The following is a 13,613-nucleotide window of genomic DNA, read 5'->3' on the forward strand; positions in this document are numbered from 1 at the left end:
ATCGCCCGATGCCCGTGGGCGGTGGGCGACGCGGTCAACCTCGCCTACCACGACACGGAGTGGGGCATGCGGGTCTCCGGCGAGTCCGCGCACCTCGAGCGGCTGACCCTGGAGGCGTTCCAGTCCGGCCTGTCCTGGCGCACCATCCTCGACAAGCGCGACAACTTCCGCGCCGCGTTCGCGGGCTTCGACGCCGACGTCGTGGCGGCCTACGGCCCCGACGACGTCGAGCGGCTGATGGCCGACGCCGGCATCGTGCGCAACCTCCGCAAGGTCCAGGCCGCGATCACCAACGCGCGCGCCACCGTCGCTCTCCGCGATCGGGGCGGCCTCGAGACGTTCATCTGGTCGTTCCGCCCCGAGCCGGGGCCGGCCCCGCGCACGACCGCCGACGTGCCCACCACCTCGCCCGAGTCGGTGGCGCTGTCGAAGGCGCTGAAGAAGGCCGGTTTCGCCCACGTCGGGCCGACCACGATGCACGCCCTGATGGAGGCGATCGGCCTCGTCGACGACCACCTCGAGGGCTGTCACCGCCGCGGCTGCGCCCACTAGCCTCGCGCGCATGACCACCGTCACGCGCGTGCACGCCTTCTCCGCCGACGACGCCCTGTCCGACCTCGACGCCACCGGCCTGGTGTCGGCGCTCCGCGCCGGCGCGGTCTCGGTGCCCGAGGTGGTGGAGGCGGCCATCGCCCGCACGGAGCAGGTCGACGCAGCCCTCGGGGCGGTGGCGTACGCCGCTTACGACCGCGCCCGTGACGAGGCGCGCCGGCCCCGGGGCGGCTGGTTCGCCGGCGTGCCGACGTTCGTCAAGGACAACGTCGACGTGGCCGGCATGCCCACGCAGCACGGCGCGGACGCCTTCGCCGCGGAGCCGAAGCAGGCCGACGGCGACTTCGCCCGCATGTACCTCGCCACCGGCCTGATCCCGCTCGGCAAGACCCAGCTCTCGGAGTTCGGCTTCTCCGGTGCCGCCGACCACGTGCGCCTGGGACCGGTCCGCTCGCCGTGGAACCCCGAGCACTACGCAGGGGCCTCGTCCGCGGGGTCGGCCGCGCTCGTCGCCGCCGGTGCCGTGCCGATCGCCCACGCCAACGACGGCGGCGGCTCGATCCGCATCCCGGCGGCGGTCAACGGCCTCGTGGGGCTCAAGCCGACGCGCGGGCGCCTGGCCCAGGACCGGATGATGCGGGACATGCCGGTGCGGATCGTCTCCGACGGCGTGCTGACCCGCAGCGTCCGCGACACCGCCGCGTTCTACCGGGAGGCGGAGAAGATCTGGCGCAACCCTCTCCTGCCGCCCGTCGGCGACGTCACCCGCCCCAGCCGGTCGCGCCTGAGGATCGCGGTCGTCACCACCGGGATCGGCCGCGAGTGCAGCGCCGAGGTCCGCGAGCTCACCCTGAGGACCGCCGCCCTGCTCGACGAGCTGGGCCACCACGTCGAGGAGATCGACAACCCGGTCCCGGACAGCTTCCCCGAGCACTTCGTGCGGTTCTGGTCCATGCTGGCGCTGGTCATCGCCCGGCGTGGCCGCAAGGACTTCGGCGACACGTGGGACCCGGCCAAGCTGGACAACCTCACCCTGGGCCTGGCGCGGCACGCCGCCCGCAACCTGCACAAGCAGCCGTTCTCGATCGCGGTCCTGCGCCGCTCGCAGCGGCTCGCGGCGCGGCACCGGGTGTCGTACGACGTCACCCTGACGCCCACGCTGGCAACCGAGACGCCGCGGGTCGGGCACCTGCGGCCGGACCAGGACTACGACGAGATCATGCGGCGGCTGATGGAGTGGGTCGCCTTCACGCCGCTGCAGAACGCGACCGGCGAGCCGGCGATCTCGCTGCCCCTCGCCACCACCGCGGGCGGGCTGCCGCAGGGCATGATGCTCGGCGCCGGCGCCGGCCGTGAGGCGCGCCTCCTGGGCCTGTCCTACGAGCTCGAGGAGGCCGTCGGCTGGCCGCGGATCCAGGCCCCCTGACAGGGCCGTCGATCGGGGTCCGGAGCCGATTTCTCATCGTGGCGGGGCGTGTGTACAGTTCTCCGTCGTTGCCCCTTTAGCTCAGTCGGCAGAGCGTCTCCATGGTAAGGAGAAGGTCTACGGTTCGATTCCGTAAAGGGGCTCTGGGTCGGACCCCTTCCGGGGGCGTCCGTCCTCCGCGGCGGGGTAGCTCAGGTGGTTAGAGCACACGGCTCATAATCGTGGTGTCGCGGGTTCGAGTCCCGCCCCCGCTACCACCAGCTGACACCGCACCACCCGCAACCCAAGGATCTGCCATGGCCAGCAAGTCGTCGGACGTTCGCCCCAAGATCACGCTCGCGTGCACCGAGTGCAAGGAGCGCAACTACATCACCAAGAAGAACCGTCGCAACGATCCCGACCGGATCGAGCTGCAGAAGTTCTGCCCGCGCTGCCGGCGCCACACCGCCCACCGCGAAACCCGCTGACGCTTCCTCCGTCACCACCGACCCGTCCGAGAGCCTCGGACGGGTCGCTGTGTTTGGGGGGTGCATCCGCAGGCCCTAGGGTCGGAGTATGCCCGTCGACCCCTCGCTGGTGGGGCGCGAGTTCCCCGCACCGGCGCCCCTGACCGTCACCCCCGAGCGGGTCCGCGCCTTCGCCGCTGCGGTGGGCCACCCGGACGGAGCGGTCCCGCCGACCTTCCCCATCGTGCTGGCCTTCGACGCCATGCAGGCCTTCCTCGACGCAGAGCGCATCGACCTGCACCGGATCGTGCACGGCGAGCAGCGCTTCGCCTACGTGCGGCCGCTGGAGCTCGGTGACGAGCTCACCGCGACCCTCACCGTGACCGGCCTGCGCCAGATCGGCGGCGCCGACATCATCGCCACGGCCAGCGAGCTCACCGACGTCACCGGGGCGGTGGTCTGCACGGGCAAGGCGACGCTCGTGCACTCGGCCGGAGCAGGAGGTGCGGCGTGAACGCCGGCGACGTCCTGGGCCCCCTGACCTTCACCGTCACCCGTGCCGACCTCGTCGCGTACGCCGACGCCAGCGGCGACCACAACCCGATCCACCAGGACGAGGAGGTGGCGCGCAGCGTGGGCCTGCCGGGGGTGATCGCGCACGGCATGTACACCCTCGCCCTGGTCGGCCGCGCCGTCGCGGAGTGGACCGACGGGGCGGAGGTCGTGGACCTCGGGGCGAAGTTCACCAGCCCGGTGGTGGTGCCGGCCGAGGGCGGCGCCGAGGTGGTCGTGGCAGGCACGGTGAAGTCCGTCGCCGACGGCCTGGCCACCTTCGCCCTCGAGGCCACCTGCGGCGGGCAGAAGGTGCTCGGCATGCCGAAGGCGGTCGTGAGGACCGGCGCACGTGCCTGACCTGCGCGACCACACCACTCTCCGGCTCGGCGGGCCCGCGCGCGAGTGGGTGCGCGCTCGCACCGAGGCCGAGCTCGTCGCCGCGGTCGCCGACGCCGACGCGAGCGGCACGCCCGTGCTGGTGCTGGGCGGCGGGTCCAACCTCGTCGTCGCCGACGAGGGCTTCGACGGCCGTGTCGTGGAGGTCGCCACCACCGGCGTCGCCGCCGACACCGACACCTGCGACGTCGACGCGCTCGCCCAGTGCGGCGGGGTCGTGCTGACGGTCGCCGCAGGCGAGGACTGGGACGCCCTCGTCGCCCGGACGGTCGCGAACGGTTGGGCGGGTGTCGAGGCCCTCTCCGGCATCCCGGGTTCGGTCGGGGCGACCCCGATCCAGAACGTCGGCGCCTACGGGCAGGACGTGTCCCAGACCATCGCCCGGGTGCGCACCTGGGACCGCCTCGAGCGCACCCAGCGCACCTTCGCCGCCGCCGACTGCGGGTTCGGCTACCGGCACTCCCGCTTCAAGGCCGAGCCCGGCCGCCACCTCGTCCTCGAGGTCACCTTCCAGCTGCGAAAGGGCGACCTCGGTGAGCCCGTGCGCTACGCCGAGCTCGCCCGCCGCCTCGGTGTCGAGCCGGGGCAGCGCGCCCCCCTGGCCGCCGTCCGGGAGGCGGTGCTCGCCCTGCGGGCCGGCAAGGGGATGGTGCTCGACGACGCGGACGCCGACACGTGGAGCGCGGGGTCGTTCTTCACCAACCCGATCCTGACGCCCCAGCAGGCGGCGGCGCTGCCCGACGACGCCCCCCGCTGGGAGCAGCCCGACGGGACCGTGAAGTCCAGCGCCGCCTGGCTGATCGAGCGCGCCGGGTTCGGCCGGGGCCACGTGAGCGAGGCGGCAGGGGAGCGGGTCGGCCTCTCGACCAAGCACACGCTGGCACTCACCAATCGCGGGGGTGCCACCACCGACGAGCTGCTCACCCTCGCTCGCGAGGTCCGCGACGGCGTGCGCGAGAGATTCGGCGTCACGCTGGTCAACGAGCCGGTGACGGTCGGCTGCTCCCTCTAGGCGAGCCAGGCGGCGATGTCGCGCCTCGCGGCAGCGACGACGTCCGACGGCGCCCGGGACGCCTCGAACGACATCTCGGCCAGCCGGGCCAGCGTCGCGTCGTCGAGGTCGTGGGCGGCCCGCATCGTGGCGTACTGGCCGGCCAGGCGCGAGCCGAACAGGAGCGGGTCGTCGGCGCCGAGCGCCACCGTCGCGCCCGCGGCCAGCAGCTGCGGCAGGGGCACGGACGTCAGGTCGGAGTAGACCCCGAGCGAGACGTTGGACACCGGGCAGACCTCGAGGGCGATCCCCGCCGAGACGATCCGGTCGAGCAGCGCCGGATCCTCCACGCTGCGCACGCCGTGCCCGAGCCGCTGCGGAGCGAGGGCGTCCAGGCACTGCCGCACGTGGTCGGGGCCGCGCAGCTCGCCGCCGTGCGGCACCAGGAGGAGGTCGGCGCGCGCGGCGATCCTGAAGGCGCCGGCGAAGTCCTCGGTCCGGCCGCGTCGCTCGTCGTTGGACAGTCCGAACCCCACCACCCCGCGACCGGCGTACTGGGCCGCCAGCCGGGCCAGCGTCCGGGCGTCGAGCGGGTGCCGCGTCCGGTTGGCCGCGATCACGACGGCGATGCCGAGTCCGGTGCGCTCCGAGGCGTCGCGGACGCAGTCGAGCACGAGGTCGGTGAACGCCGTGATCCCGCCGAACCGGGCCGCGTACCCGCTCGGGTCGACCTGGATCTCCAGCCACCGACCGCCGTCGCGCACGTCGTCCTCGGCGGCCTCCAGCACCAGGCGGCGGACGTCGTCCGGCGTGCGCAGCACCGAGCGCGCCACGTCGTAGAGCCGCTGGAAGCGGAACCAGCCCTTCTCGTCGGCCGCGCTGAGCCGTGGCGGCCAGTCCTCGACCAGCGAGTCGGGCAGCACGATGCCGTCGCGCTCGGCGAGTTCGAGCAGGGTGGCGTGGCGCATCGACCCGGTGAAGTGGAGGTGGAGGTGCGCCTTCGGCAGCGCGCTCACGTCGCGGTGCCGCTCGATCCCGCCCGCCCCCGCTGCCGTCATGGGACGAATCGTAGGGAGCCCGGCGACCTCGGTTCGACGCGGGCTGGATCCGCCCCGTATGCTTCCCGATTGGTGGTTTCGCCACATGCTTCGGCATGCCCCCGGCGAGGGGGAGGGACCATCGGAGGGCACTAGCTCAACTGGCAGAGCATCGGTCTCCAAAACCGAAGGTTGGGGGTTCAAGTCCCTCGTGCCCTGCGAGGAACACTGCACAGCAACGCACGACAACGCACAGCAACAGCGAGAAGGTGGATGACGTGGCCGACGGCAACGCGGTTCAGGACCGGCGCGACTCGCGCGGCGACGACCGTGGGCGCACCAGCCCGGCCACGTTCCTGCGCCAGGTGGTGGCCGAGCTCCGCAAGGTGGTGTGGCCCACCCAGCAGCAGCTGGTCACCTACTTCTTCGTCGTGCTGGTCTTCGTCATCGCCGTGATGCTGCTGGTCTCGGTGCTCGACCTGGCTTTCGGCAAGCTGGTCTTCGAGATCTTCACCGGCAGCAACGCCCAGTGACGACGGGGCAGTGATCCCGCCCCCCAGCAACGACGTACGGAGTGAGACGTGTCTGACAACCATGACGTGGACCGGGTCGACGACCAGGTCGAGTCCGCCGACGAGGTGACCCCGGAGGACGCCGAGGTGGACGCCGTCGAGGACACCGACGACGCGGCCGAGGCGAGCGACGAGACCGCCGGCGACGACGCCGAGCAGGCAGACGAGGCCGCCGACGAGGCCGCCGACGAGGCTGCTGACGAGGACCCGCTCGAGGCGTTCCGTCGCGAGCTGTGGGCCAAGCCGGGCGACTGGTTCGTCGTGCACACCTACTCCGGCATGGAGAAGCGGGTCAAGCACAACCTCGAGAACCGCATCATCTCCCTCAACATGGAGGACTACATCCACGAGATCGTGGTCCCCACCGAGGAGGTCGCGGAGATCAAGAACGGCCAGCGCAAGATGGTCACCCGCACCGTCCTGCCCGGCTACGTCCTGGTCCGCATGGACCTCACCGACGAGTCCTGGTCCGCGGTGCGCCACACCCCGTCCGTCACGGGGTTCGTGGGCCACAGCCACCAGCCCGTGCCGCTGAGCATGAGCGAGGTCGAGGACATGCTCGCGCCGGCCGTCGTGGCCGTCGCCGAGGCCGAGGCCGCCGCGGCCGGCGACAAGGGCGCCTCCACCACCCCGCGCAAGCCGGTCGAGGTCGCCGACTTCGACGTCTCCGACTCGGTGATGGTGGTCGACGGCCCGTTCGCCACGCTCCACGCGACGATCACCGAGATCAACGCCGAGTCCCAGCGCGTCAAGGCGCTCGTCGAGATCTTCGGTCGCGAGACCCCGGTCGAGCTGTCGTTCTCGCAGATCCAGAAGGTCTGAGCACCGACGTCGGACGTCGTTCGTCCCGCCGCACGCGCGGGGGCTCGATTTCCCGCGCGGTCGCTCGGCAGCGACAATGAAGTAGCAACAACCCGTGGCAGGGGGCAACGGCCCTCGTCATGACCACAAGAGAGAGAGAAGGCAATGCCTCCGAAGAAGAAGATCGCCGCGCTGGTCAAGGTGCAGCTGCAGGCCGGTTCGGCCACCCCTGCCCCGCCGGTCGGTACGGCCCTCGGTCCCCACGGCGTGAACATCATGGACTTCTGCAAGGCCTACAACGCCCAGACGGAGTCCATGCGCGGCAACGTGATCCCGGTCGAGATCACGATCTACGAGGACCGCTCGTTCACCTTCATCACCAAGACCCCGCCGGCCGCCGAGCTCATCAAGAAGGCCGCCGGCCTCTCCAAGGGCTCCGGCGTCCCGCACAAGGAGAAGGTCGGCAAGCTCACCAAGGACCAGGTCCGTGAGATCGCGCAGACCAAGCTCCCCGACCTCAACGCCAACGACATCGACGCGGCCATGAAGATCGTCGAGGGCACCGCGCGCTCGATGGGCATCACGACCGACTGAACACGTGGGAGAGCCGCGCTGGCTCGCTGACCACATCCTTCGCACCAGAGAAACGAGAAGACCATGCAGCGCAGCAAGACCTACCGCGCGGCGGCCGAGGCGTTCGACAAGGACGAGCTCTACGCCCCGCTGACCGCCATCAAGATCGCCAAGGGCGGCTCGAAGAAGAAGTTCGACGAGACCGTCGACGTGGTGATGCGCCTCGGCGTCGACCCCCGCAAGGCCGACCAGATGGTCCGCGGCACGGTGAACCTCCCGCACGGCACGGGCAAGACCGCCCGCGTGCTGGTGTTCGCCAACGGCGACAAGGCCGAGGCCGCCCGTGAGGCCGGCGCCGAGTACGTCGGCAGCGACGAGCTAATCGAGAAGGTCGCCGGCGGGTGGCTCGACTTCGACGCCGTCGTCGCGACGCCCGACATGATGGGCAAGGTCGGCCGCCTGGGTCGCGTCCTGGGCCCGCGCTCGCTCATGCCGAACCCGAAGACCGGCACGGTGACCCCCGACGTCGCCAAGGCCGTCACGGACATCAAGGGCGGCAAGATCGAGTTCCGCGTCGACCGCCACGCCAACCTGCACTTCATCATCGGCAAGGCGTCCTTCTCCGAGGTCCAGCTCGCCGAGAACTACGCCGCCGCCCTCGAGGAGGTGCTGCGCCTGAAGCCGGCCAGCTCCAAGGGCCGCTACATCAAGAAGGTCACCGTCTCCACGACGATGGGCCCCGGCATCCAGGTCGACCCGAACCGCACGAAGAACGTCGCGGAGGAGGACGAGGCCGTCCAGGCCTGATCGTCCGCAGCCGCCGCGCCCGGCCCGGCCACCCCGCACGGGGTGGCCGGGCCGCGTCGTTCCCGCGCCTCCGTGCCCCCGCCGCCTCGGGCGGCGCCGTCTCGGTGTGGAACGATCGGGGTACGACGGCGTCGGGCGACCGCCACGGTGTCGCCGATCCTCATCCGTCGAGACATCCGTCCAGGAGACCCACATGCGCGTCCCGTCCCTCGCCCGCCGCCTCGGCTCCGCCGCCCTGGTGCTGACCCTGGGAGTCGGGCTCGCCGCGTGCAGCGACGACTCCGGCTCCGGCGACACCTCGAGCTCCGCCACCGACGAGGGCTCGGAGTCCGCCTCCCCCGAGGAGCCGGCCGAGGAGGCGGAGACCGAGACGGAGGACCCGGCCGAGGCGTCGCCGGCCGAGCTCACCGCCGACGACTTCTACCCGTCGGTGATGGACGCGATGCGCGAGGCCGAGACCTTCGCCTTCGAGACGACCACCGGCACCGCGGGCCAGACCCAGACGATGACCGGCGAGGCCCGGTTCAGCGACGCGGGCATCGAGATGCAGGCGTCCAGCACGGGCGCCCAGGCCATGGAGATGATCCTCCTGGGCAAGGCGATGTACATGAAGTCGCCCGAGCTCGGCACCGGCGGCAAGTGGCTCAAGATCGACCTGAGCGACCCGAACTCGCTTTTCGGCATGATCGGCAAGGCCACCGACCCCGAGGTCATGTTCAAGGCGATGGAGGCCCCGAAGAAGCTCGAGCTCGTGGGCTCCGAGGAGGTCGACGGCGTCGAGACCAACCACTACCGGATCACCCTCGACCCCTCGCAGTACCTCGACGCCATGGAGTTCCCGGCCGCGATGGCCGACATGCTTCCCGAGGAGATGGTGACCGAGATGTGGGTCGACGCCGACGACCTGCCGCGGAGGTTCGCGCAGACGCTGGAGGTCCCGGCGGTCGGTGGCGGCCAGCCGACGACCTCGACCACCGAGGGCACCTACTCCGACTTCGGCCTCGACGTGGAGATCGAGGAGCCCCCGGCCGGGCAGGTCACCGAGCAGCCGGGCATGTGACGCCCGCGGTCGGCGAGCGGGTCAGTCGCGGAAGACCCGCTCGTCGATCAGCTGCTCCTTGACCTCGGTGCCCTCCGGCTCGAAGCGGCCCTGGTCGAAGCGCGTGCGGAACTGCAGCACCGCGCCGTCGCGGCCGAACCGGTTCTTCTCGACCGTCAGCACCGCGTAGTCGCGGAACCGCTCGGCGTTGCCGAGGTCGTAGGTCAGGTGGTGGCGCGCCACGATGTCGAACTTGTTGTTGAGCACCAGCACGACGTCGGCCTCGTAGGCCAGCGCGCTCGACCCGCGCAGGTCGTTGGCCCGCATCCTCCTGCCGGAGCGCAGCGCCGCCTTGTCGGCTGCCGCGACGGCCAGCACCGGGGCGTTGATGTCGATCGCGAGGTCCTTCAGCCCCTCGACGACCTCGGTCGTGCTGGCCTCCTCGTCGAGGTGGTGAGACTTCACCTTCTGCAGGTAGTCGACGACCACGAGCGGCGTGGTCCCCGTCAGCTCGCGCACCGCCTCGATCGCGGCCTGGATCGCCGCCAGGTCGGTGCGGCTGCCGGTCGAGCGGTGCACGAAGAGCATCTCGGAGTACTGCGCGACCTTGGCCAGCGCCTCCACGCCCGAGGGCACCGACTCCAGCCGGTGCTCCAGCGAGCTGACCCACAGGTCGTCGAAGATCGAGCGGATGCTGCCGACCCGCACCTGGTCGGACTCGTCGAGCTCGCCGGCCTCGAGGGCGATCAGCTTCTGCGTGAGGTCCTCGGCGTCGTGCTCGTAGGAGAAGTAGAGCACCGGACGGCCGGTCGCGGCGTTGTTGCGCGCCACCTGCAGGGCGAAGGTCGACTTGCCGAGGCCCTGCGGGCCGGCGAGGAGGACCAGCGAGCCGGCCCGCATCCCGCCACCGATCAACGGGTCGAGCCCGCCGAAGCCGGTCCTCCAGACGCGCCCCGCCGCGTTGCGTCCGGTGAGCATGCGTTCGTCGCTACGGGCCAGCGAGGCCCCGACGGTCAAGAGCTGATGATCCACGCGCACATGGAACCAGTGATGGGTGCCCGCCGTGGGAGGATTGCGCGGTTTCGCCGGCGAGCCGCGCCGATTTGTCGGGTCCCCACCGGGCGCGTACTGTTGCCACTCGAAACCAGAGACCGCAGGTTGTCCCGGGCTCCCCGCCCGTGACCGAAGGTCCGCAGCAGCGGACGGCCGGCGCAGGTGACAGAGCAGCGGCGCACGCCGCGATCACGCCCTGAGCCTGCGCTCAGGGCGTTCGTCGTCTGTGGGCCCGACGCCGGTGGTCAACCCCGGAAGGAGACCCATGGCGCGGCCAGAGAAGACTGCCGCCGTCGCAGAGATCGTTGAGTCCTTCAACGACTCCGCCGGCGCTGTGCTGACCGAGTACCGCGGGCTCACCGTGAAGCAGCTGCAGGACCTGCGGCGCTCCCTCGGCGAGAACGCCAACTACGCCGTGGTCAAGAACACGCTGGCCAAGATCGCCGCCACCGAGGTGGGCATCGACGGCTTCGACGACCTGCTGACCGGCCCCACCGCCATCGCCTTCATCAATGGAGACGTGGTCGAGGCCGCCAAGGGTCTGCGTGACTTTGCCAAGGCGAACCCCGCCCTTGTCATCAAGGGTGGAGTCCTCGACGGCAAGCCGCTCGACGCGTCCGAGGTGGCCAAGCTGGCCGACCTCGAGTCGCGCGAGGTGCTGCTGGGCAAGCTGGCGGGCGCGATGCTCGCGAGCCTCTCCCAGGCCGTCTACCTGCTCAACGCCCCGATCGCCCAGGCCGCCCGTCTCGCGGGTGCGCTGCAGGCCAAGGCCGAGCAGGACCCCTCGATCCTCGCAGGTGGTGCCGGTACGCCGGCTGCTCCGGCTGCCGAGGACGCCCCGGCGGAGGAGGCCCCCTCGTCCGAGGGAGCCGCCGAGACCGAGGCGACCGACGAGGCTGCCGAGCCGGCCGCCGAGTCCACCGACGCCTGAGCCCAGGCCGACGTACACCACCTGAAACCCGGCACGGCCCGCACCACCGCGGCCGCGCCACACACGGAAGGAACCGCCACCATGGCGAAGCTCAGCACCGACGAGCTCCTTGACGCGTTCAAGGAGATGACCCTGATCGAGCTCTCCGAGTTCGTGAAGCAGTTCGAGGACACCTTCGGCGTCACCGCCGCCGCCCCCGTCGCCGTGGCCGCCGCCCCGGCCGCCGGTGGTGCCGCCGGTGGCGACGCCGCCGCCGTCGAGGAGAAGGACGAGTTCGAGGTCGTCCTCGAGGCCGCCGGCGACAAGAAGATCAACGTCATCAAGGAGGTGCGCGCCCTGACCTCCCTCGGTCTGAAGGAGGCCAAGGACCTCGTCGAGGCCGCCCCCAAGACGATCCTCGAGAACGCCAACAAGGAGACCGCGGACAAGGCGAAGGAGGCCCTCGAGGCCGCCGGCGCCACCGTCACGGTCAAGTGACCCACTGACGGCCGGTCCGCCGGCCGTCGACCGTCCGAGGGCGGCCACCCCACACCGGGGTGGCCGCCCTCGGCGCGTCCCGGGCCCCTGCAGTGACGAGCGTCGCACCGACGCGTAACCTCTCGCCGGGTCCGACGTTGGACTACTCAGGAGTAGCGGGCGGGGGCCGCTCGGACCGGACCTGAGCCCGAAGGGAGGAAGTGCGCGGATGGGTGTGGAGATCCAGGTCCACGACCTCAGCAAGTCCTTCGGCAAGCAGCTCATCTGGGGCGACGTGACGCTCACCGTCCCCGCCGGCGAGATCTGCGTGATGCTCGGTCCGTCGGGAACCGGCAAGTCGGTCTTCCTCAAGACGCTCATCGGGCTGCTCAAGCCCGACAAGGGCTCGATCGTCATCGAGGGCACCGACATCGCGAGCTGCTCCGAGCGTGAGCTCTACGAGATCCGCAAGCTCTTCGGCGTGCTGTTCCAGGACGGCGCGATGTTCGGCTCGATGAACCTCTACGACAACGTCGCCTTCCCGCTGCGCGAGCACACGAGGAAGTCCGAGTCCGAGATCCGCGACATCGTCATGGAGAAGATGGACCTCGTCGGCCTGCTCGGTGCCGAGGACAAGCTCCCCGGCGAGATCTCGGGCGGCATGCGCAAGCGCGCCGGCCTCGCCCGGGCCCTCGTGCTGGACCCGGAGATCGTGCTCTTCGACGAGCCCGACTCGGGGCTCGACCCGGTGCGCACGGCGTTCCTCAACCAGCTCATCGTCGACCTCAACGCCCAGATCGACGCGACGTTCCTCATCGTCACCCACGACATCAACACCGCCCGGACCGTGCCGGACAACATCGGGCTGCTCTACCACCGCCACCTCGCGATGTTCGGTCCCCGCGAGCAGCTGCTCAGCTCCGAGGAGCCCGTGGTGCGCCAGTTCCTCAACGCCCAGCGCGTCGGCCCGATCGGCATGTCCGAGGAGAAGGACGCCGACGAGCTCGCCGCCGAGGCGGGCCAGGAGCTCCCGCCGCTGCCGCCGATCCCGCTCCAGCTCGACCCCTCCAACGGCATCCCGCGCCGCAGCCAGCGTCCGGCGGGGGAGTGGTGCCGCGAGAACGGCGTCACGCCGCCGCCCGGCTCGTTCCAGTCCAGCAACGCCGGCCTGGCCCCGGGGGTCTGACGTCCCGTGGCCACGTCCATGTCCTCGCGCGCGCTCGCGCCCATCGGGGTCGCAGGCAACCTCTTCGCCTTCGCCCTCGACGTGGCTCGCGCGCTGTTCCGGCGCCCCTTCCAGCTGCGCGAGTTCATCCAGCAGGCCTGGTTCATCGCGTCGGTCACCATCGTCCCCACGGCGCTCGTGGCCATCCCGTTCGGCGCGGTGATCGCGCTGCAGGTGGGCGGGCTGATCAAGCAGTTCGGCGCGCAGTCCTTCACCGGCTCCGCCTCCGTGCTCGCCGTCGTCCAGCAGGCGGCTCCGATCGGCACGGCACTGCTGATCGCCGGCGCGGGCGGCTCGGCCATCGCCGCCGACCTCGGGGCCCGGAAGATCCGCGAGGAGCTCGACGCCATGATGGTGCTGGGCATCGACCCGATCCAGCGTCTCGTCGTGCCCCGCGTGCTCGCGTGCATGCTGGTCGCGTTCTTCCTCAACGGCATGGTGAGCGTCGTCGGCGTGACCGGCGGCTACGTCTTCAACGTGGTCCTCCAGGACGGCACGCCCGGCGCCTACCTCGCCAGCTTCACCGCCCTCGCGCAGCTGCCGGACCTGTGGATCGGCCTGCTCAAGGCGCTGGTCTTCGGCCTGATCGCCGCGATCGTCGCGTCCTACAAGGGCATGAACGCCAACGGCGGCCCGAAGGGCGTCGGCGACGCGGTCAACGAGTCGGTCGTCATCACGTTCCTGCTGCTCTTCATCGCCAACTTCGTCCTCAGCATGATCTACCTCCAGGTCGTGCCGCCGAAGGGCGGGTGA

At 71.1% G+C, this 13,613-nt stretch carries 17 protein-coding genes and 3 tRNA genes; 18 read left to right on the plus strand and 2 right to left on the minus strand.

What is annotated here, in order from left to right:
* Positions 1 to 21: 21 nt before the first annotated feature.
* The 8 genes from J3P32_RS11025 to J3P32_RS11060 all read left to right on the plus strand — a co-directional run bounded on the left by J3P32_RS11025 (position 22) and on the right by J3P32_RS11060 (position 4,387).
* The gene (locus J3P32_RS11025) at positions 22 to 552 is read left to right on the plus strand and encodes a DNA-3-methyladenine glycosylase I (protein WP_307861667.1); all 531 of its coding nucleotides are present in this window, start codon (positions 22 to 24) and stop codon (positions 550 to 552) included.
* Positions 553 to 562: 10 nt separating this feature from the next.
* Positions 563 to 1,978, plus strand: coding sequence for an amidase (locus tag J3P32_RS11030; RefSeq protein WP_210439801.1), 1,416 nt, complete (start codon positions 563 to 565; stop codon positions 1,976 to 1,978).
* Positions 1,979 to 2,048: 70 nt separating this feature from the next.
* Positions 2,049 to 2,121: transfer RNA gene (locus J3P32_RS11035), tRNA-Thr, on the plus strand.
* A gap of 37 nt (positions 2,122 to 2,158) precedes the next feature.
* Positions 2,159 to 2,235: transfer RNA gene (locus tag J3P32_RS11040), tRNA-Met, on the plus strand.
* 39 nt (positions 2,236 to 2,274) lie between these two features.
* Positions 2,275 to 2,445 (plus strand): 50S ribosomal protein L33, encoded by a 171-nt coding sequence (gene rpmG / locus J3P32_RS11045; protein ID WP_210439802.1) that lies wholly within the window; start codon positions 2,275 to 2,277, stop codon positions 2,443 to 2,445.
* 88 nt (positions 2,446 to 2,533) lie between these two features.
* The gene (locus J3P32_RS11050; RefSeq protein ID WP_210439803.1) at positions 2,534 to 2,938 is read left to right on the plus strand and encodes an FAS1-like dehydratase domain-containing protein; all 405 of its coding nucleotides are present in this window, start codon (positions 2,534 to 2,536) and stop codon (positions 2,936 to 2,938) included.
* On the plus strand, positions 2,935 to 3,336 hold the full coding sequence (locus J3P32_RS11055) for a MaoC/PaaZ C-terminal domain-containing protein (protein ID WP_210439804.1): 402 nt from the start codon (positions 2,935 to 2,937) through the stop codon (positions 3,334 to 3,336). Before J3P32_RS11050 ends, J3P32_RS11055 begins: the two co-directional genes overlap by 4 nt.
* Positions 3,329 to 4,387, plus strand: coding sequence for a UDP-N-acetylmuramate dehydrogenase (locus tag J3P32_RS11060; RefSeq protein ID WP_210439805.1), 1,059 nt, complete (start codon positions 3,329 to 3,331; stop codon positions 4,385 to 4,387). Before J3P32_RS11055 ends, J3P32_RS11060 begins: the two co-directional genes overlap by 8 nt.
* Here J3P32_RS11060 and J3P32_RS11065 read toward each other — a convergent pair.
* Positions 4,384 to 5,424, minus strand: a complete 1,041-nt coding sequence (locus J3P32_RS11065) for an adenosine deaminase (protein ID WP_210439806.1) — start codon at positions 5,422 to 5,424, stop codon at positions 4,384 to 4,386. The two genes, J3P32_RS11060 and J3P32_RS11065, sit on opposite strands and share 4 nt — an antisense overlap.
* 125 nt (positions 5,425 to 5,549) lie before the next feature.
* Between J3P32_RS11065 and J3P32_RS11070 the strand changes: the two genes are divergently transcribed.
* The 6 genes from J3P32_RS11070 (at position 5,550) to J3P32_RS11095 (ending at position 9,216) form a co-directional block, all read left to right on the plus strand.
* Positions 5,550 to 5,622 (plus strand) — tRNA-Trp (locus J3P32_RS11070).
* 59 nt (positions 5,623 to 5,681) lie between these two features.
* A complete protein-coding gene (gene secE / locus J3P32_RS17860) occupies positions 5,682 to 5,936 on the plus strand; it encodes a preprotein translocase subunit SecE (RefSeq protein ID WP_210439807.1) in 255 nt (84 codons plus the stop codon).
* Positions 5,937 to 5,984: 48 nt separating this feature from the next.
* A complete protein-coding gene (nusG, locus tag J3P32_RS11080; protein WP_210439808.1) occupies positions 5,985 to 6,797 on the plus strand; it encodes a transcription termination/antitermination protein NusG in 813 nt (270 codons plus the stop codon).
* A 144-nt stretch (positions 6,798 to 6,941) separates the two neighbouring features.
* Positions 6,942 to 7,370 carry a 50S ribosomal protein L11 gene (gene rplK / locus J3P32_RS11085; protein ID WP_210439809.1) on the plus strand — a complete coding sequence of 143 codons (429 nt, stop codon included), beginning with the start codon at positions 6,942 to 6,944 and terminating at the stop codon, positions 7,368 to 7,370.
* 63 nt (positions 7,371 to 7,433) lie between these two features.
* A complete protein-coding gene (gene rplA / locus J3P32_RS11090) occupies positions 7,434 to 8,156 on the plus strand; it encodes a 50S ribosomal protein L1 (protein ID WP_210439810.1) in 723 nt (240 codons plus the stop codon).
* A 193-nt stretch (positions 8,157 to 8,349) separates the two neighbouring features.
* The gene (locus tag J3P32_RS11095; protein WP_210439811.1) at positions 8,350 to 9,216 is read left to right on the plus strand and encodes a hypothetical protein; all 867 of its coding nucleotides are present in this window, start codon (positions 8,350 to 8,352) and stop codon (positions 9,214 to 9,216) included.
* 21 nt (positions 9,217 to 9,237) lie between these two features.
* On the opposite strand, the gene J3P32_RS11100 is transcribed toward J3P32_RS11095, so the two are convergent.
* Positions 9,238 to 10,173 (minus strand): DnaB-like helicase C-terminal domain-containing protein, encoded by a 936-nt coding sequence (locus J3P32_RS11100; RefSeq protein ID WP_210439812.1) that lies wholly within the window; start codon positions 10,171 to 10,173, stop codon positions 9,238 to 9,240.
* Between the two features lie 340 nt (positions 10,174 to 10,513).
* Between J3P32_RS11100 and rplJ the strand changes: the two genes are divergently transcribed.
* The 4 genes from rplJ (at position 10,514) to J3P32_RS11120 (ending at position 13,613) form a co-directional block, all read left to right on the plus strand.
* Positions 10,514 to 11,179 carry a 50S ribosomal protein L10 gene (gene rplJ, locus J3P32_RS11105; protein ID WP_210439813.1) on the plus strand — a complete coding sequence of 222 codons (666 nt, stop codon included), beginning with the start codon at positions 10,514 to 10,516 and terminating at the stop codon, positions 11,177 to 11,179.
* Between the two features lie 81 nt (positions 11,180 to 11,260).
* Positions 11,261 to 11,656 carry a 50S ribosomal protein L7/L12 gene (gene rplL / locus J3P32_RS11110; protein ID WP_210439814.1) on the plus strand — a complete coding sequence of 132 codons (396 nt, stop codon included), beginning with the start codon at positions 11,261 to 11,263 and terminating at the stop codon, positions 11,654 to 11,656.
* A 208-nt stretch (positions 11,657 to 11,864) separates the two neighbouring features.
* On the plus strand, positions 11,865 to 12,821 hold the full coding sequence (locus tag J3P32_RS11115; RefSeq protein ID WP_210439815.1) for an ABC transporter ATP-binding protein: 957 nt from the start codon (positions 11,865 to 11,867) through the stop codon (positions 12,819 to 12,821).
* Positions 12,822 to 12,839: 18 nt separating this feature from the next.
* The gene (locus J3P32_RS11120) at positions 12,840 to 13,613 is read left to right on the plus strand and encodes an MlaE family ABC transporter permease (protein ID WP_210440764.1); all 774 of its coding nucleotides are present in this window, start codon (positions 12,840 to 12,842) and stop codon (positions 13,611 to 13,613) included.

This window comes from Nocardioides xinjiangensis (assembly GCF_017916385.1).
Lineage (GTDB): Bacteria > Actinomycetota > Actinomycetes > Propionibacteriales > Nocardioidaceae > Nocardioides > Nocardioides xinjiangensis.